Annotated in this window: 15 protein-coding genes; 2 read left to right on the plus strand and 13 right to left on the minus strand. The window is 44.7% G+C overall.

The features are described 5' to 3' along the window. Positions 1 to 270: 270 nt before the first annotated feature. A complete protein-coding gene (katG, locus tag DKT73_RS16470; RefSeq protein WP_111639643.1) occupies positions 271 to 2,496 on the minus strand; it encodes a catalase/peroxidase HPI in 2,226 nt (741 codons plus the stop codon). Positions 2,497 to 2,763: 267 nt separating this feature from the next. Here katG and codA point away from each other — a divergent pair, with 267 nt between their 5' ends. Both codA and DKT73_RS16480 read left to right on the plus strand, forming a co-directional pair. After that, positions 2,764 to 4,014, plus strand: coding sequence for a cytosine deaminase (codA, locus tag DKT73_RS16475; RefSeq protein ID WP_111639644.1), 1,251 nt, complete (start codon positions 2,764 to 2,766; stop codon positions 4,012 to 4,014). 185 nt (positions 4,015 to 4,199) lie between these two features. Next, positions 4,200 to 6,236 carry a methyl-accepting chemotaxis protein gene (locus tag DKT73_RS16480; RefSeq protein WP_111639645.1) on the plus strand — a complete coding sequence of 679 codons (2,037 nt, stop codon included), beginning with the start codon at positions 4,200 to 4,202 and terminating at the stop codon, positions 6,234 to 6,236. A gap of 86 nt (positions 6,237 to 6,322) precedes the next feature. Here the strand turns inward: DKT73_RS16480 and DKT73_RS16485 are convergent, their stop codons facing one another. From DKT73_RS16485 to DKT73_RS16540, 12 genes are all read right to left on the minus strand, one after another. Next, positions 6,323 to 6,736 carry a hypothetical protein gene (locus DKT73_RS16485; RefSeq protein WP_111639646.1) on the minus strand — a complete coding sequence of 138 codons (414 nt, stop codon included), beginning with the start codon at positions 6,734 to 6,736 and terminating at the stop codon, positions 6,323 to 6,325. Positions 6,737 to 6,790: 54 nt separating this feature from the next. Then, positions 6,791 to 7,756, minus strand: coding sequence for a D-2-hydroxyacid dehydrogenase family protein (locus DKT73_RS16490; RefSeq protein ID WP_111639647.1), 966 nt, complete (start codon positions 7,754 to 7,756; stop codon positions 6,791 to 6,793). Between the two features lie 176 nt (positions 7,757 to 7,932). Continuing rightward, complete coding sequence (gene fadA / locus DKT73_RS16495; RefSeq protein WP_111639648.1) at positions 7,933 to 9,108, minus strand: acetyl-CoA C-acyltransferase FadA; 1,176 nt, start codon at positions 9,106 to 9,108, stop codon at positions 7,933 to 7,935. Positions 9,109 to 9,135: 27 nt separating this feature from the next. Further along, a complete protein-coding gene (gene fadB, locus DKT73_RS16500; protein WP_111639649.1) occupies positions 9,136 to 11,286 on the minus strand; it encodes a fatty acid oxidation complex subunit alpha FadB in 2,151 nt (716 codons plus the stop codon). A gap of 118 nt (positions 11,287 to 11,404) precedes the next feature. Further along, positions 11,405 to 12,334: an electron transfer flavoprotein subunit alpha/FixB family protein gene (locus DKT73_RS16505; protein ID WP_111639650.1), complete on the minus strand. Its 930-nt coding sequence runs from the start codon at positions 12,332 to 12,334 to the stop codon at positions 11,405 to 11,407. Continuing rightward, complete coding sequence (locus DKT73_RS16510; RefSeq protein ID WP_111639651.1) at positions 12,331 to 13,101, minus strand: electron transfer flavoprotein subunit beta/FixA family protein; 771 nt, start codon at positions 13,099 to 13,101, stop codon at positions 12,331 to 12,333. The genes DKT73_RS16505 and DKT73_RS16510 overlap by 4 nt, the downstream gene beginning before the upstream one ends. Before the next feature lie 307 nt (positions 13,102 to 13,408). Beyond that, complete coding sequence (locus tag DKT73_RS16515) at positions 13,409 to 14,161, minus strand: enoyl-CoA hydratase-related protein (protein ID WP_111639652.1); 753 nt, start codon at positions 14,159 to 14,161, stop codon at positions 13,409 to 13,411. Further along, a complete protein-coding gene (locus DKT73_RS16520) occupies positions 14,161 to 14,721 on the minus strand; it encodes a DUF2889 domain-containing protein (RefSeq protein WP_111639653.1) in 561 nt (186 codons plus the stop codon). The genes DKT73_RS16515 and DKT73_RS16520 overlap by 1 nt, the downstream gene beginning before the upstream one ends. Before the next feature lie 33 nt (positions 14,722 to 14,754). Beyond that, complete coding sequence (locus tag DKT73_RS16525; RefSeq protein WP_111639654.1) at positions 14,755 to 16,452, minus strand: AMP-binding protein; 1,698 nt, start codon at positions 16,450 to 16,452, stop codon at positions 14,755 to 14,757. A gap of 108 nt (positions 16,453 to 16,560) precedes the next feature. Next, positions 16,561 to 16,875 (minus strand): SCP2 sterol-binding domain-containing protein, encoded by a 315-nt coding sequence (locus DKT73_RS16530; protein WP_111639655.1) that lies wholly within the window; start codon positions 16,873 to 16,875, stop codon positions 16,561 to 16,563. Between the two features lie 80 nt (positions 16,876 to 16,955). After that, on the minus strand, positions 16,956 to 18,761 hold the full coding sequence (locus tag DKT73_RS16535) for an acyl-CoA dehydrogenase C-terminal domain-containing protein (RefSeq protein WP_111639656.1): 1,806 nt from the start codon (positions 18,759 to 18,761) through the stop codon (positions 16,956 to 16,958). A gap of 211 nt (positions 18,762 to 18,972) precedes the next feature. Beyond that, positions 18,973 to 19,977, minus strand: a complete 1,005-nt coding sequence (locus DKT73_RS16540) for a CobW family GTP-binding protein (RefSeq protein ID WP_157959197.1) — start codon at positions 19,975 to 19,977, stop codon at positions 18,973 to 18,975. Positions 19,978 to 20,051: the final 74 nt, after the last annotated feature.

Raw genomic sequence — 20,051 nt, forward strand, 5'->3', positions numbered from 1 at the left:
ATTCTATCCTATCTGTAAAAAATTTAAGCAAGCCATACACCTGCTTCCCTGCAAAATTCAAATAACCTTTGTGATGGTTATAAGATTGTGTCAATTAGACTAGTTGCTGTGGAATTTATCTTAATGCACTTCAAAGCACCACCTTTTAACCGTTGTTTTTTGTCGTAACTAAAGTTTAGACCAAGAATAAAAAAAGCCCCCGCAATCCTAGAGAAAGCGGAGGCTGGCTGTTGGCAACACTAAACCAGAGGGCAAAATACCCTCAAGAGATTACACTAGATCAAAACGATCCAGCTCCATTACTTTCGTCCATGCAGCAACAAAGTCTTTCACAAAGCGTTCTTGTGAATCGGAGCAAGCATATACTTCAGCAATAGCACGAAGTTGAGAGTTAGAACCAAACACTAAGTCTGCACGCGTTGCTGTCCATTTAATTTTACCTGTTTTGCGATCTCGTCCTTGGAACTCATTCTCTTTTTCGGAAGTCGCAAACCATTTCGTTCCCATGTCCAAAAGGTTCACAAAGAAATCGTTACTCAAGGTTTCAGGTTGTTGTGTTAACACCCCATGAGTGGACTGTGCTGTATTGGCACCCAACACTCGCAACCCGCCTACCAATACCGTCATTTCTGGTGCTGATAGAGTCAGTAGCTGAGCCTTGTCTAATAACAATTCTTCGGTAGATACTGTGTATTGGCCTTTTTGATAGTTACGGAAACCATCCGCGATAGGCTCAAGAACAGCAAAAGATTCCACATCCGTTTGCTCTTGAGTTGCATCACCTCGTCCCGGTGTAAAAGGCACAGTCACGTCCAAATCTGCCGCTTTCGCTGCTTTCTCAATACCAACAGAACCTGCTAACACAATAAGATCTGCAAGAGAAATCTGTTTGTTGCCAGACTGCGCTTTATTGAAGGCCAGTTGAATGGCTTCTAATGTCGCCAAAACATGAGCAAGCTGCTCAGGCTGATTAACAGCCCAATCTTTTTGGGGGGCTAAACGGATACGTGCTCCGTTTGCTCCACCACGCATATCTGAACCACGATACGTGGAAGCCGATGCCCACGCCGTTGAAACCAACTGCGACACACTCAAACCTGATGCTAAAATTTTTGCCTTCAAATCAGCGACATCTTGCTCATTAACCAATTCGTGCGTCACCGCTGGAATTGGGTCTTGCCAGATCAGCTCTTCTTGAGGAACCAAAGGCCCTAAGTAACGCGAAACAGGGCCCATATCACGGTGTGTTAACTTAAACCATGCACGGGCAAACGCATCCGCAAGTTGATCTGGATTTTCGTGGAAGCGCTTAGATATCTCGGCATAAATTGGATCCACTTTAAGCGCCATATCCGCCGTCGACATCATTGGTGCATGACGTTTAGAGGCATCATGAGCATCCGGAACAGCATCAGCCAATGCATCACCTTTAGGCTTCCATTGAGTAGCGCCAGCAGGACTCTTAGTCAACTCCCAGTCGTAACCCAATAAGGTATCAAAATAGCCGTTATCCCACTGAATTGGGTTGGGTGTCCAAGCACCTTCTAAACCGCTCGAAATCGTATCGACGCCATTCCCTTGTCCCTGACTGTTACGCCAGCCAAAACCTTGCTCAGTAATGCCTGCCGCTTCTGGATCCGCGCCAACTTGGGCCGCGTCACCTGCGCCATGAGTTTTACCAAAAGTATGACCACCAGCCACCAGCGCAACCGTTTCTTCATCATTCATCGCCATGCGTGCAAACGTATCACGAATATCACGGGCTGATGCTAATGGATCAGGCTTACCATCTGGGCCTTCTGGGTTTACGTAAATCAAACCCATCTGAACCGCTGCAAGTGGGTTCTCTAGATCACGATCGCCTGAATAACGACTTTCTTCACCGCCACTTAATTCTAACCACTCTTTTTCTGCTCCCCAGTAGATATCATCTTCTGGTTCCCACACATCTGCACGGCCACCAGCAAAACCAAAGGTTTCAAATCCCATCGATTCTAATGCGCAGTTGCCCGCTAAAATCATAAGGTCCGCCCAAGAAAGTTTACGGCCGTATTTTTGCTTGATAGGCCAAAGCAGACGACGTGCTTTGTCCAAGTTGACGTTATCAGGCCAGCTGTTTAATGGTGCAAAACGTTGTGTACCAGAGGATGCACCACCGCGACCATCGGCAGTACGATAAGTGCCGGCACTGTGCCATGCCATACGAATGAAAAATGGACCATAATGACCATAGTCTGCTGGCCACCAATCTTGAGAGTCCGTCATTAAAGCATACAGATCTTGACGGACGGCTTCTAAATCTAAGCTGTTAAATTCTTTAGCGTAATCAAAATCCTCGCCCATAGGATTTGATTTAGCGGAATGCTGATGCAAAATCTTTAGGTTCAGCTGATTAGGCCACCAATCTTTGTTTGATGTTCCACGACCAGCAAACTGCCCGGCACTTGTTGCACTCGTTGCACTATGGTTAAAAGGACACTTACCTTCACTAGACATATTATTCTCCTGTTATCCTGACTGACTTTATTTGCATTCTATATGAGCTTTATGACGAAAAATCATAGACTCTTCTCTCTTGTCCTAATAGTTATAGCCCTTCATGGATCAAGTTGCTAATAAATAAAACCTAATATTCCAATAGGCTGAGTCACAAAAGGGCCTATTTTCATATCATGGAATAACAACACTGCGACAGTACTCATTCAACCTAAAGCATGCTTTACTTGGATAACTATGACTCAACTCACGATTTAGGAAAGCATTATGCATATTATCAATGCTCGTTTGCGTCACCGCTCAGAGCTTTTCTCTATTAAGATTCAAAAGGGCATTTTCAGCAAGATAACCGCTCAGAACGATAAGCTAGTCGCAGCAGAAAACCATTTCGACGCAGAGGGTAAACTCATTTGTGCACCGTTTGTCGAACCACATATTCATCTGGACGCGGCTTTAACCGCTGGCGAACCAGAGTGGAACCAAAGCGGCACCTTATTCGAAGGCATTGAACGCTGGAGTCAACGTAAACCCATGTTGAACGAAGCGGATATTCGACGTCGCGTTTTGTCTACCATAGAACTTTTAGTACAAAACGGCGTACAAGCTATTCGTACCCATGCAGACACCACAGACCCAACCTTAGTCGGCGTTCGAACCCTGTGCGCCCTCCGCGATGAACTGAAAGACAAAATTGATATGCAAGTCGTCGCCTTTCCGCAGGACGGCTTGCTGTCCTATCCAAACGGTTTAAAACTGATGGAAGAAGCATTGGAAATTGGTGCCGATGTGGTCGGTGGCATTCCGCACTTCGAATACACTCGAGAATTGGGTGAACAGTCAGTAAAGCTGATTATAGCACTGGCCAAAAAATACGATCGTTTGATCGACGTACATTGCGACGAAATTGATGATCCAAATTCTCGTTTTTTAGAGTTCCTTGCCTGTGAAGCTTTATTCCATGACATGGGATCCAAAGTCACTGCAAGTCATACCACCGCCATGCACTCTTATGACAATGCCTATTGTTCCAAGCTGTTCCGTTTATTAAAAAACGCTGGCATTAACTTTATCTCCTGCCCAACGGAAAGCATTCACCTACAAGGTCGTTTCGACACCTATCCAAAACGCCGCGGTGTAACCAGAGTAAAAGAGCTAAGAGAAGCCAATATAAACGTCTGTCTTGGGCAAGATTCTATCTTTGATCCATGGTACTCGTTGGGAAATGGTAAACTGCTGCGCACTTTAGATTATGCCATGCATATTTGCCAAATGATGGGCTACCAAGACTACGCCAACGCCTTAGACATGATCACAGACAACAGCGCGCGCACCCTATGTTTGCAAGGTTATGGTATAGAAGTCGGCCATGCCGCAAACTTTATAATGCTAGATGGACACGACGATTACAGCGTCTTACGCCAGCAAGGCGATGTATTGCTGTCTGTCCGTCAGGGTGAAATCATCATGCAACGCCAGCCCTCTACAGTCATTTCTCCGCCTTGGATTACGGGTCAATAAAGTAAAAACATTTCAGGGTAGATAATAGAACCCAATTTCTATGTATCTACTCTGTTTTTCGGCATCAAATACGACAAACATCACTACTTTTCGTACTCTAACAAAAAATCTTCATTTATATTTTTGCGCTTGTAAATATCCTTTCCTAGACTGTAAATCACCTATCAGAGGATAAAGGACTATAAATGCGCATCCATTCTATTCGAATCAAGATGATGCTTCCCATCATCTTTCTCTCCGTCATTTTAATATCACTGTTTATTTTTATGATGCTGATGAGCACTATGCAAAAAAACAGCATGAGGCTTCAGGCAGAACACTATTTTGAAGCCATCTCCGAGGTATTAAATGCAGATCGTGATATTTATCAAGCACGTCTTGCACAAGAAAAAATGCTGGACGGTGAAGGACCGAAACAAGAAAACGAAATCGATTTTAATGAAAATGCCCAGCAAGTTTTTGATCGTTTTCAACTGTATCGTGAATACCTCGCTGACGAACCAAAAGATCTACTCACGCCGTTTGAATCCTTTAATACGCTTTATAATGAGTGGTTTACATCCAGTAAAAGTCTACTTGCGACATCAAAAGGCAGCATTCAGTTTTCACAGACCATGATGGATTTGGATCAAAAATTTCAAGTCATTCGTAACATGCTTGATGATGCTGGCGAAAAACTGCGTACTCATACACACAACAAAAAAGATCAAATAAACTCAGCCTTAGAGCTTAATAACTATCTAGAAGCGATCACTGAAGTACTCAATGCAGACAGAGATTTATATCAAGCACGCTTAGCCCAACAAAAAATCATTAATGGCATTGGCGATAAAGAAAAGAACAAAGAAGAGTTCAAAGTCAATGTGGCGCAAACTTTAGAAAGATTTAGAGCCTATCGTGGTCATCTTATCAATGAGTCAGATCTTACCCAACCATACAGTAAGTTTGATGTTCTATTCGACGAGTGGTATCAAGCCAGCTTGCTCCATTTTAACTCCCCAGACATTCAAACATCTCAAAAACTTCCTCAAGAAATCCTCGTCGTTGATGAAAAATTTTCAGCCATTCGGGCACTCTTAGACAAAGCCGGAGATTCCGTACGGAATCATTCAAGACAAATAGAAGATCAAACAAAACAAAATATTGCCCGTAACCAACAAATTGCCATGATTGTTACCGCCATTGCCTTCATTATCGCACTCGTTTTTGGTTATTTCATTCCGCTTAAAATAACCAACAATGTAGAAAACATGGGTCGTCGAATTAAAGAGATTGCTGAAGGAGATGGCGATCTAACTCAAAGAATAAACTCAAGTGCAAAAGACGAACTTGGGGATCTAGCCAAAGAATTTGACCATTTTGTCGAACAGCTCAGATCCATTATCACTAATATTCACACACAATCCTATGCGCTAGGAAACATGACATCGGAGTTAAAAAACGCGTCAGAAACGACAAATGACATCACTCAAGCCTTAGTAAATGCTTCGACTTCTATGATCAGTGCAGGACAAGAAATGAATGCGTCGAATCAGCAAATGGCTGAAGTCGCAAAAGACACAGCGACGGAAGCAACAACTTCTAGCCAATTGACCAATCAAGGAATTCAAGCCGTCAACTCATCGCATAAAGCGATCTCTAGCTTAATCAGCGATATTGACAAATCCTTACAACGAGCAGAAGAACTAGAAAAAAGCTCAGAAAATATATCCTCCGTTCTTGAAGTCATTCGGAACATTGCCGAACAAACCAACTTGCTTGCGTTAAACGCCGCTATTGAAGCCGCACGCGCAGGTGAACAAGGGCGAGGATTTGCGGTTGTCGCAGACGAAGTAAGAACGCTAGCAACTCGAACGCAAAACAGCACAGATGAGATAGAGACCATCATAGAGCAGCTAAAGCGTAATGTAAGAGAATCCTCACTTTCTACTCAGAACAGTCGCCATAATGCAGACAATACGGCCTCCAATTTTGATAACGTCATCAACATATTTGATGCCCTAAATCATTCATTTGAGAAAGTACAACAGATGGCATTAAGGACAGCCCAAGCAACCCATGAACAAGCTGCACTTTCTAATGACATTAACCAAAGCCTCATGCTGTTAAAAGAACAAACGGATGGTGTAAAAGAGGTTTCAAACCTGATCAACAAACAGTCAAAACAAATAACCGACTTGTATAAAACACTTAATAAGGAAGTTGGAAACTTTAAAGTCTAAAGGGGGTATTGATGGTGGTAAGAAACGCACTTTATTAACAAAAGCAGCCTTGCTCTTTAACCGTGGTTAAAGAGCAAGGTTATTTGTTATGGCTTATCTGATGGGCAGTTCTCCATGCCAATACGATAAGTGGAGACAGTACTCATGTCTGCAAACTTACGAAAGGCATCAAATGCATCATAATTAGGCTTATAGCTCACCGTGTAATTCATATTGATTTGAGCGCCAAAATTATTGGGCGTAAACGTTGCGTCTTGGCTAATTATTTGGAATTCTTCTAGTTTGTTCTTTTTACCAAAAGCGATCACGGCTTGTGTTTTGGTTTTATAAATCGCTCCCACATCAACATCAGAATTAGGCTGAAGGTTTTCCATGTAAGAAAAAGATGTGATGTCCTTACTTTCACAAACGGGTAACTCTGTGGTGTCCTCTGCCGCTAATTGCGTAGAAGAAACCATAAGAGGCACTATCGCAACCAATGCAGACAAACAAGATTTCATAATTTATATCCTATTAGTTTAAAAAATCACCAAAAAACGAAACGATTTCTCGTTTCACACCAACACCACATTTTGTGGCTTCCCACTGGCAAAAGCTACGACATTTTCAAACGCTTTCTCAAAATATAATTCGTAGCTGGCCTTTTCAACGTATCCTATGTGCGGCGTACAAAGCACATTTGACAGAGACAATAAAGGTTGATTATCAGCATTCGCAGGTTCGGTCTCAAATACATCGACAGCTGCCCGTTTGCTCGGGTTAGACAACATTTCACGATACAAGGCATCGCTTTCAATCAGCTCAGCTCGGCTGGTATTCACCAACAAGGAATCCGGCTTCATCAAGGCCAGATCCGCTTGTGTCACAATTGCCTTCGTCGCATCATTTAATCTTAAATGAAGAGTGACAATATCCGCACTTTGAAAAAAATCTGCTTTCGATGGCGCTGCTGAAAATCCATGCTGTTGAGCCAACGCTCTCGAGCTCTCACTGCCCCAAACCAATACATTCATGCCAAAGGCTTTGGCGTACTGTGCGATTCGTTGCCCAATTTTACCGTAGCCCCAAATCCCTAATACAGAGCCATTTAATACGCGACCTAAGCCCAAAGCACCCGATTTTTGCCAGTTACCTTGCGCAAATTGCGCCACGTACTCAGGAATATGTCGGCTCGCCGCCATAATCAAACCCCAGCATAATTCAGAGGGGGCAACTGGCGAACCTACCCCTTCTACCACCGCCACACCGTATTTATGGCAAAGCTTGGCATCAATGTGATTGCTGACTTTTCCGGTTTGGCTAATCAGTTTCAAATTAGGCAAACTGGCAAGTAGCGCCTCCGTAATAACGGTACGCTCACGTATCAAAACGAGCGCATCAAACTCTTTTAAATTGTCGATTAAATCGTCTGTTTTGACAAAGGTTTCATTAAACACATGCACATCATGACCGTTCAAAATGCGAAAAGATTGCAGTCCTTTGACCACATTTTGATAATCATCCAATATCGCTATTTTCACGAGAAAGCCCTCTTTAGAAAATCCTACTGTTACGCACTTCTTTCCGCTTATCATCCGTCAAGTTAGTGTAAAACACCAGAGCAAAAAAAGCCCCGCACATGGCGGGGCTAAAGACAGAGATTGTAATTTCAGACAAATTAAAGTGCTTACAGTATGTGACGAGTACAATCGTCACATTAGACGCGTTCAAACACCGTCGCTATACCTTGCCCCATACCAATACACATGGTGGCTAAGCCAAGAGTGGCGTCTTTTTCACGCATCACATTGAGTAAGGTGGTCGAAATACGTGTACCCGAACAACCCAATGGATGACCCAATGCAATAGCCCCACCGTTCAAGTTGACTTTTTCATCAACAAGATCCAACAACCCAAGATCTTTTAGTACTGGAATAGACTGAGCAGCAAACGCTTCGTTTAATTCAACGATTTCAATATCGGCAATCGTCAAACCCGCACGTTTAAGGGCTTTCTTAGTTGCAGGAACAGGACCATAACCCATGATCGCAGGATCACATCCCGCCACAGCCATACTGCGCACTTTCGCAATCGGCGTTAAGCCTAGCTCCTCGGCTTTTCTCGCAGACATCATCAACATGGCCGATGCACCATCAGACAAAGCGGAAGAGGTCCCTGCCGTCACGGTTCCCACTTTCGGCATGAAAACAGGCGCTAAGGACGCTAGAGACTCCATAGATGTTTCGGGGCGAATCACCTCGTCTACTTCCACGAGAATTTTATTACCATCAGCATCATGGCCTTCAATAGATACGATCTCATTTGCAAAACGCCCTTGTAGAGTCGCTTCATGAGCCAGACGATGCGAACGCACGGCAAAAGCGTCTTGTGCTTCGCGACTCACACCGTGCATTTTACCAAGCATTTCTGCCGTTACGCCCATCATCATCGAGGCTTTCGCCATATGCTTGGACAGTGCAGGGTTCACATCTACACCATGCATCATGCCAACGTGTCCCATGTGCTCAACACCACCGACCACAAACACATCCCCTTGACCTGTCATAATCGCTTGCGCCGCCGTATGAATAGCGGACATAGAAGAACCACAAAGGCGATTCACTGTTTGTGCGGCACAAGTGATTGGCAAACCCGCCAATAAAGACACCGCACGTGCCATATTAAAACCTTGCTCTAGCGTTTGGTTAACACAGCCCCAGATCAAATCTTCAACGTCTTTTTGATCCACATTTGGGTTGCGCTTAAATAAAGCTTTTACCAGCGCTGCGGATAAATTTTCTGCTCGTACATTACGGAATACGCCATTTTTCGTTTTCCCCATTGGTGAGCGAACAGCGTCGATAATCACGACATCATTTGGATTCAGTTTCATAGAAATTCTCCTCTAGCCTATGGGAAATTATGCGCCGTAATAAGTGTCGTTGTTCTTCGCCATGTCACGCATTTTTGCGGTTGGCTCGTACAATTTACCTAGGTGGCTGTATTTGTCTGCAAGGTCGCAAAACGCCTGCAGTCCCATTTGATCTAGATAATGCAATGCACCGCCAAGATAGGGAGGGAAACCGATACCGTAAATCAATCCCATGTCTGCTTCTGCCGCCGAAGCAACAATGTTCTCTTCTAGACAGCGAACCGTTTCAATGCATAGAGGAATCATCATTCGAGCCACAATATCGTCTTCAGTTAACTCAGAATGAGACGTAATAACTGGCGCTAGCAAATCGTTAATGTCAGCGTTGAAGATTTTCTTCGGCTTGCCTTTACGATCTGGCTCATAAGTATAAAAACCTTTGCCATTTTTCTGACCGAAACGTTCTAGTTCAAACAAGCGATCTACCGCATTTTTACCTTCATGTTTCATGCGATCAGGAAAACCTTCGGCCATGACTTGATCCGCATGGAATGCTGTATCAATACCCACCACATCAAGCAAGTAAGCCGGACCCATTGGCCAACCAAATCGCTCCATGGTTTTATCAACCACTTGGAAATCGGCGCCTTCCTGCATCATCAAAGAGAAGCCTGCAAAATAAGGGAACAACACACGGTTTACCAAGAATCCAGGACAATCATTAACAACAACAGGTGTTTTGCCCATAGCTTGTGCATAAGCAACGGTTTTGGCGATCGCCGCATCGCTGGTTTTTTCACCGCGAATAACTTCGACCAGAGGCATACGATGCACTGGGTTAAAGAAATGCATACCACAGAAATTCTCTGGGCGTTTTAAATCTTTCGCCAGCTCAGTAATTGAAATGGTTGAGGTATTCGACGTTAAAATAGCATCGTCGGCTATCTTGGTTTCTACTTCCGCCAACACCGATTTTTTGATTTTGACGTTTTCAACCACCGCTTCAACCACTAAATCAACGTGTTCAAACTCACCATAACTTAAGGCAGGAACAATACCATTCATGGCGTTAAAAGCTTGATCTGTGGTTAATTTCCCACGCTCTACCTGACCATTAAAGAGCTTATTGGCTTCACTCAAACCCAACGCCAAGGCTTCAGGACGAATGTCTTTCATAATAATTGGCGTGCCTTTTGACGCCGATTGGTAGGCAACACCGCCACCCATAATCCCCGCACCTAATACAGCAGCCTGCTTAACGGGTGTCGCATTCTTCGCGTATTTACCAGCGGTTTTTTTAATCTGTTGATCACTTAGGAAAAGATTCACTAACGATTTAGCAACAGGACCTTTCGCCAATTTGATGAAGCCTTTGATTTCAGCTTCTAGGGCTTTGTCCATATTCTGGCTAATGCCCTTCTCAATGGTCTTGATCGCTTCTAATGGCGCAGGGTAATGTTTACCGGCCTTAGCGCCCACCACACCACGAACCGATTCGAAAATCATCATTTTTTCAATCGGTGTAAAGACCATAGGTGCACGCAATTCGTCGCGACGCGCATGATAATTTAACTTACCATCAAGCACTTGCTGAATAAGATGACGAGCGGACTCTTTGACTTTCGCAGCTGGCACAACAGCATCTACTGCACCGTCTTTAAAGGCTTCTTCGCTGCGTTTTTGTGCGCCACCACAGATCCATTCACAGGCATTATCCACACCGATTAAGCGAGGCAAACGCACGGTACCACCCCAGCCTGGGTATATTCCCAGTTGAGTTTCCGGCAAGCCGATTTTTGCAGAATCTGCCATCACGCGATAATCGCATGCCAACACAAGCTCCATACCGCCACCCAGTGCAATACCATTAATGGCCGCTACCGTTGGGCAACTGAGGTTCGAAATGTCATTAAAAATGCTGTGTGCATGACGTAATTTATCCGCCAAATCATCGTCTTCAAGCTTAAACCAAGTCGTGAACTCGGTAATATCAGCACCTACGACGAAAACGTCCTTGGCACTGGCAAAAATAACGCCTTGTAAGTCATCTATGTGTTTCAGTGCAGTAACGGCTTCGGCCAATTCATTCAAGGTAAGGCTATTGAATTTATTAACCGACTCACCGACCAAATCCAGAGTGACGGTTGCCACGCCGGCATCATCGACTGCAACCTTGATTGCTTGTCCTTCGAAAATCATGCTGGTCTCCCATTATTTTTATTATGATAACAATGAGATGATTACTCATCGTCATCTGATATTTGAATCCAGCTTAGAGATTCCACGGAACCGCTAAGCTGGCGAGTTTCTATAGGGTTTATAGGCTCTTTTCTAGCTCAGGCACAGCGTCGAACAAATCTGCCACCAGCCCATAGTCAGCCACTTGGAAGATAGGCGCGTCCTCGTCCTTATTAATCGCAACAATTACCTTAGAATCTTTCATCCCTGCCAAATGCTGAATAGCACCGGAGATACCCACCGCGATATAAAGATCTGGCGCGACCGTTTTGCCTGTTTGTCCAACTTGCAAATCGTTCGGTACAAAACCCGCGTCTACTGCGGCACGTGATGCACCAATGGCAGCCCCCAGTTTGTCTGCTACACCTTCCAGTAATTTGAAGTTGTCGCCATTCCCCATGCCACGACCACCGGAAATAATTACGCTGGCAGCGGTCAATTCAGGACGATCAGACTCCGCTAATTGCTCTTTTACAAAACGACTACGGTCAGAGGCAATGACGTGTGAAAGCACTTCACGCTCGGCGTTTCCGCCGGTGCTCGCCGCCGCGTCAAAGCCGGTAGCGCGAACCGTTAACACCTTCACGGCGTCAGTGGTTTTTACCGTCGCAATCGCATTGCCTGCGTAAATTGGACGAACAAACGTATCAGCGGATTCAACCTTGATCACGTCAGATAACTGCGCGACGTTTAGTAACGCAGCTACACGCGGTAAAGTATTTTTACCTGTGGTCGTTGCGGGCGCTAGAATATGTTCGTACCCCTTAGCAACTTCGACGATTAATTTAGACACATTTTCAGCTAACTGATGCTCATAAACCGCATTGTCAGCCACTAGAACTTTACTGACACCCACCACTTGTGAGGACTGCTCTACAACGGTTTGACATTCAAAGCCAACCACCAACACATGCACATCCGCATGAATTTGCGTCGCTGCTGTCACTGTATTCAGTGTCGCAGGTTTTAGGGATTTGTTATCGTGTTCTGCAATGATTAAAACGCTCATGACACCACCTTCGCTTCATTTTTAAGTTTGTCGACTAACTCAGCCACCGAACCTACTTTGATACCACCAGCACGCTGTGGCGGTGGTGTAACAGAAACGATGCTGACATTAGACCCAACTTCCACACCCAAATCGGCAGGGGTTTTGACGTCCAATGGTTTTTTCTTCGCCTTCATAATATTTGGCAGCGACGCAAAGCGTGGTTCGTTTAAACGAAGGTCTGTGGTGACAACCGCGGGCAAAGTAATGGCTAAAGTTTGCAAACCACCATCGACTTCACGGGTTACTTTTATTTCTTGAGCCGTTTGCGCTTCACCGTTCTCAATAACCACTTCAGACGCAAAGGTTGCTTGCGGGTAATCCAATAAAGCCGCGACCATTTGACCCGTTTGGTTATTATCAGAATCGATTGCTTGTTTGCCCATAATCACCAAATCAGCGGCTTCTTCTTGGGCCACTTTAGCAATGAGCTTAGCAACAGACAAAGAATCCAATCCGTCCTCTGTTTCTACTTGAATCGCACGGTCAGCCCCCAATGCCATGGCGGTACGTAGGGTTTCTTGACAAGCTTTTGACCCCACAGATACCACCACTACTTCGGAAGCAATGCCTTTCTCTTTCAGACGAATGGCCTCTTCCACAGCGATCTCACAGAAAGGGTTCATGGACATTTTGACATTGGTAAGATCGACCGCAGTATGGTCGGCTTTGACGCGAACTTTGACGTTATAGTCGATGACTCGCTTGACAGATACTAAGATTTTCATAAGCCCCTCGTATTTATTATTAAGTTCTGATTCATACATTACGTCTAGATTGTTACTAGGCTAATGGTATGCAAATATTCCCTATCAATAGAACTCTTCACTTACCCCCTATAGTAGTTTGAGAATGCTTTTCATCAATAACAAAAAAGCGCCAGTTAACTGACAAAAATATTCAGACACAAACTTCGCCACTCTATCCGCACACAAAAAACCACCTCATATGTTCAGTGGATCTTTCAGTCTAGCGTCTAAAACAAAAAAAAACCTCACGTAAAGGTGAGGCTTCTCGTCATTCAGTCATGTCCACTTATTTATTTCGCGACAAAAACGCAGCAAATGCTTGATGTGCCTCCGTTGAGCGTAAGCGATCTTTAAAGATCCGCCCCTCTCGCATTAAGGCCATCTGAACATCATCCTGACCACGATGCTTGAGTAGATCCTTACTGAGCGCCACCGCCTCAACCGGTAATGCAGCCGTTTTTTCTGCATAAAAAAGCGCCATTTTATACGCTTCACCTTCTTCACAAAGATGATTGACCAGCCGCATTTCATAAGCCTCGGCTGCCTCAACCACCTCACCCAACACCAATATCTCAAAGGCTTTTTGATGTCCAACTAATTGAGGTAGTAGATGACTGGATGCCGCCTCAGGCACCAACCCCAATGGCACAAATGGAAATTGCAGACGCGCTTCACGGGAAGCCAATACCAAATCACAATGTAATAACATGGTTGCCCCCACACCAACAGCACGACCTTCTACACCCGCTATAAGCGGTTTTTTATAACTGCTCAACACTTGTAAGAAAGCCATAATCGCTTCCATCTTTTCAGGAGTTTGGGCGATTTGTACAAACTCCTTAATATCATTACCCGAAGAAAAATCCCCACCAAGACCATACAACAAAGTGGCTTTTATACCCTCTTCTTGTTCGGCTCTGCGAAGGGCTTTCGTCAATGCTTGATACATCTCAAGTGTAATGGCATTTTTCTTTTCAGCGCGGTTAAAACATAAAATTTGTATACTGGACTCAACGCTTTCAGTAACAAAATCACTCATTACTGACACTCCTCTGATGGTAAATCAAGCACCTGCTCATCCACCAATTTGCGCACCATAGGACCATCTTCAGACCAGCCATGACAAGAATTAACCAGCTTGGCTAATGCCATAGGAACCTGTTGTGGATACTTCTCTCCCAAAGGTTGCCACATGGTTTGAAATGCCGTGGTTGCTATAACGGGAAACAGCTCCAACACATGAGTACAACCCACTTTTCCACTGAACGTCTGCTTCAACCATCGGTTCCAACCGGGACCAATACGTGTGCCTTTTAACACCGAAAAACTAGGTACAGCGCCTGCACAGCTTGGAAACGGAAAAGCATCCATGGAAACCGACACCTCCTTAATTAAAAAGGTGTCATCCAATGTCAAGCACACACTGATGTCGTGAAAGGGGCTACCCTCTGGCACCAAGCTATTATCAAACTCTCGATTGACATCGTAAGTCTTCAAATCCTGCATAGTCGCTTCAATATCCCACAGACCATCCTCGCGCAAAAATCCATAGGATTCGATACAACGTCTATGCATTAGCTTTCGCTTAATCTGTGCCATTTTCCGCCCTCTCGATCTGCATTCAAACCACCTTTAAGCTTGTTTTTCTTCTCTTAAAGCACGACGCAAAACTTTCCCCACGTTGGTTTTTGGTAGCTCTTTGCGTACTTCTACAAACTTAGGCACTTTGTAAGCGGCTAAATTCTCTTTGCAGTACATGCGCAAGGCTTTTTCATCTAATGAATCAACATTGGCCCTCAACACCACAAAGGCTTTTACAGCCTCGCCTGTTTTATCATCCGGCACACCAATCGCTGCAGATTCCAAAATAGACGGATGAGAAGAAAGGCAATCCTCTACTTCTGTTGGGTAAACATTAAAACCAGATACAATGATCATGTCTTTGGCACGATCGACAATTTGCAGATAGCCGTCAGGATGCTGTACCGCAATATCACCCGTGATCAAAAAGCCATCTTCCGTCATCACATCTCGAGTGGCTTCTTCACGATGCCAATAGCCTTTCATCACCTGAGGACCACGAACGCATAACATACCGGCCTCACCCTGTGGCAAAGCTTGGCCATCACTTCCCTGAATCTTTATGTCTGTTTCAGCAACCGCAAGACCAATAGTACCGATGCGCTCCTTACCGATGGGGTTAAAAGATACCACCGGGGACGTTTCCGTTAGACCGTAGCCTTCCACAACTTTGCAGCCTGTTATCTTTTGCCATTCATCCGCGGCAGCGTGGGTGAGAGGCATACCGCCAGAACACGTCAGTTTTAGGTGTGAAAAATCCAGTGTTCGAAAATCCGCTTTATTGCAAAGTCCGACAAATAAAGTATTCAAGCCCACAAAACCGGTAAACGGCCATTTTTTTAACTCTTTAACAAAACCGGGTAAGTCTCGAGGATTCGGGATGAGTACACTGTGTGCACCTTTCTCAACTAGGGTTAAACCATGAATAAGAAAGGCGTAAATATGATACAAAGGCAATGGCGCAATGTAGAGTTCTGCTTTGGGTTCAATAATCGAACTTAAACGAGAACTTAGTTGGTTCATATTGGCAATCAAATTCGCGTGCGTCAACATCGCGCCTTTAGCCACCCCAGTTGTTCCACCGGTATACTGCAAAACCGCAACTTGTTCTGGCCTACAAACCACTTTCTGAAGAGATTTATTTTTCCCTTTTGCCAATGCGTCATTCAAAGCCAACGCCGTCGGAAGATGATACGCTGGCACCATTTTCTTAACGTATTTAACAACCGAGTTAACAAGTAAGCGTTTTAAAGGCGGGTGAAAGTCTGCAATTTCGGTAATGATGAGGTGTTTGATTGACGTTTTAGCTAAGATTTTTTCAACATTGTGCGCCATATTAGCAAACACAACTAAGGCTTTTACCCCAGAGTCATTGAATTGATGCTCGAGCTCTTTTGGCGTATACAAAGGGTTTGTGTTGACCACGATAAGACCGGCTTTCATGGCACCAAAAAGCACAACGGGATACTGAATAATGTTAGGCAATTGAATCGCAATACGATCCCCCGGCATTAAGTCCGTTTCATTCTGAAGATACGCGGCAAACTGATCGGATTTTTCGTTCAACTCACGATAAGTTAACGTTCTACCAACGCTTGTGAATGCCGCTAGATCCGCGTATTGCTTAACAGCCGCTGCCAGCACATCCGTTAATGACTGGTAGCCATTGGGATTAAGCGATTGTGGCAAATAGCTACCAGGCGCCTTTCTAACATCCGCTGTGCTGTGAAGAGTAGTATCCATTGACATAATAAAAGCTCCATTTGTTTTTTTTATTTAGGAGAATAAGTAAACGCAAAAGCTCAACTGCACAATTTGCCGTTGAGCTTTAGAGCATTCATGCAACTCAAATCAAGCCTAGTTAGGAAAGATCTGTGTTAATTTTGTGGCTAACATAATGTCACCATCGGCTCGGATTTTACCTTGCATAAAAGCCGCCATGCCGTCTAACTCACCGCTCATGACCGCTTTCAGCGTGTCTAAATCCATACTTAATGTTACCGTTGGGTCATCATGCTCCCCTTCTCCCATTTCACATTCGCCTTCTGCGATGCTTAAGTGATAGCTGTCTGCGTCGTCTAAGTCAAATTGAAACACCGCTTCCATATCATCGGCTTCATCGGCATCAAATCGACCTAACATAGATTCAAACACGGCTTTTGCTTCACTCATAATACTCACCTCTTTAATCTGTCAAAAATATCGTGTTTCACTTGCCCATAACGGACAAGTGACATGTTGTTTGTTACACACTAGGCATTTAAAAATACGAAGTTATCTTCATCCATTGCCAGCAAGTTATCAGCACCAGACAACATGGCCTCAACATGTGCATGAGTACGTGGCAACAAGCGCTCATAGTAGAAAGTAGCGGTCTGTAGTTTCGCAGTATAGAAACCAACTTCATCGGTACCTGCGTCTAATTTTGCTTGTGCTGTCACCGCCATACGCGCCCAGAAATACGCTAAAACGACGTAACCTGAGAACATCAAATAATCCACTGACGCAGCACCCACTTCCTCTTTATTGCGCATGGCTTTCATGCCGATTTTCAGCGTCACGTCTCCCCATTCGCCGTTCAGTTTATCAAGAACGGTAATGTAGGACTTAAGACGCTTATCGCCTTTGTGTTCTTTACAGAATTTATGAATGATTTTAGTAAAGCGTCGCAATGTGGCACCTTGAGTCATCAATACTTTACGACCCAATAAATCCAACGCTTGAATGCCCGTTGTACCTTCATACAACATAGAAATACGGCAATCTCGAACGTTTTGCTCCATACCCCATTCCGCAATAAAACCATGACCACCAAACACTTGCAGGCCTTGGTTCGCCGCTTCAAAACCCGTTTCGGTTAAGAAGGCCTTGGCAATCGGAGTCAATAAGGACATCAACTCATCCGCTTCTGCCTTTTCTTCCTCTGTGCCTCGTTTCATGGTGTCCACTAACATAGAACAATAATGAATCAATGCACGACCACCCTCAGCAAACGCTTTTTGAGTCAACAACATGCGACGAACATCTGGGTGCACAATAATAGGGTCTGCAGCTTTTTCAGGCGCTTTGGGGCCAGATAAAGCACGCATTTGCAAACGGTCTTTTGCATACGCCACAGAGTTTTGCAACGCCCACTCCGCATGGGCTAAGCCTTGCAATGCCGTCCCAAGACGGGCCGCGTTCATAAAAGTAAACATACAATTAAGACCACGGTTGGCTTCACCGATCAAAAAGCCTTTCGCGCCATCAAAATTCATCACACAGGTCGCATTACCGTGAATCCCCATCTTATGCTCAATGGAACCACAAGAGACTTGGTTTCGATCCGCTATTTCACCACTGCCATCCACGTTGTGCTTAGGCACGATGAACAAAGAAATGCCTTTCGTGCCGGCAGGCGCATCTGGTAAACGAGCCAATACGATGTGGACAATGTTGTCCGCCATATCATGCTCGCCCGCCGAAATGAAAATTTTCGTACCTGTGATGGCATAACTACCGTCGGCTTGTGGCTCTGCCTTGGTTTTCAACATTCCAAGGTCAGTACCACAATGAGGTTCGGTGAGACACATGGTCCCGGTCCACTCACCAGATACCAATTTGGTTAAATAGGTTTGCTTTTGCTCATCGGTACCATGCAGTTCGATCGTATTCATTGCACCATGACTTAAGCCTGGGTACATACCCCATGACCAGTTGGACGTGGCAATCATCTCGGTGACCAACATACCCAATGAATCTGGCAAACCTTGTCCGCCCATGTCTTCAGGATGAGATAAGGAAGGCCAGCCGCCTTCAACATACTGCTTATAAGCTTCTTTAAAACCGTCTGGCGTCGTAACAACGCCGTCTTTAAACTGGCACCCCTGTTGATCGCCAATGCGGTTTAGAGGGGAAAGCACACGCTCAGCAAATTTAGCGCCTTCTTCAAGAATGGCCGCCACCATATCTGGCGTGGCTTCTTCGGCACCTGGCAACTTAGCGTAGTGTCCATGAAGATCTAGAACTTCTTCCGTTACAAACTTGATGTCGCGCAAGGGCGCTTTATATTCTGGCATGACTTGTGACCTCTTATTGTTTTTATTCCATATGTTGCATAGGAACCTTTGATACTAGAAAGGTTCCTCTATCAGCCGCTTTCTCTCAATAACAAAAGATGCCAAAGTTAATGACAAAATAGACCAAGATCTGATTTTTGCAATTTGCCAAGGCCGTCAAAGAAAAAGCCAACAAAGCACACTCAACACAAGAGCCAATAACACGGCCTCATCAAGAAGCGGCTATCACAGGCACCGTCTGACATAAAAATGGCCAACGTCCCTCTACGCTACCGATAATCTCCAAACGGCTCGATTCACACCAAGGTGATACCGACAAGGCAAGCTCACCCCGTGATGCATTGACAAAAAGTGCTTCGCCTAGGCCAGTAACAAACACACCTTTAATACGATAAACCCCTTCAAGAATCGCCATAGACTGGATGCTTGATCTTAGCTCGGTTTCATCAAAAACCTTATCTTTTGACCACTTCCAACCCAATACCTGCATAGCATCCTGTTGTTTTTGATAATGCCAACCAGCCTCTTGAGAAGACGAATCATGACTCGGATGGTCGTGGTCGTGGTCGTGCTTGTGGTTAGAAGAAGAATCGGTTATATCTTGAGCAACAAGAGCAGAATAAGACAAGTCAGCCAAACCAATGTCCAGTGCCTCGAGGTCAAGATGCATGGGGTCCGATAGATAAAGTGAAGGCTTTGCCGAAGGCGAAAGCGCACCGAATCGCGACGTGATATTCTGTTTATCAGCTTGCAGATAGCGATCTACATGACTAAAAACAATGCCATCTGCTGACTCAATTTGATCGTTAAAAATAGCGTGTTTGGTGTAGCGTTCATCGTTTAAATTACGGGCATCAAGCACACAAAATGCCCCCGTAAACAACAAAACATCTCGGTAATAATCGCTGCGCAGCTTGGCGATGATTTGTTTTGGATGACCCAGACCAGATGGCTCGATAAAAATACGATCTGGATTATGTTGACGAATTAATTCATTCAAGCCCAGCTGGAAAGCAGCTGACGTGGTACAACAAACGCATCCACCAGGCACTTCACGAATCGCTACACCCACCTCGGCGTAGAAGGCTCCATCAAGACCGATATCACCAAATTCATTCACCAGAACAGCCCAGCGCTCATTGGCTGGGGCACGTCCTAACAACTGACGAATCAAGGTGGTTTTACCGGCCCCTAGAAATCCTGTGATCAAAGTCACTTTTATCCCTTGATAACGCATAGCTTTACACACTCAGATAATAACAAGAGCGCAAAACATGACAGCATCAAACA

The organism is Marinomonas shanghaiensis, assembly GCF_003259175.1.
Classification (GTDB): Bacteria; Pseudomonadota; Gammaproteobacteria; order Pseudomonadales; family Marinomonadaceae; genus Marinomonas; species Marinomonas shanghaiensis.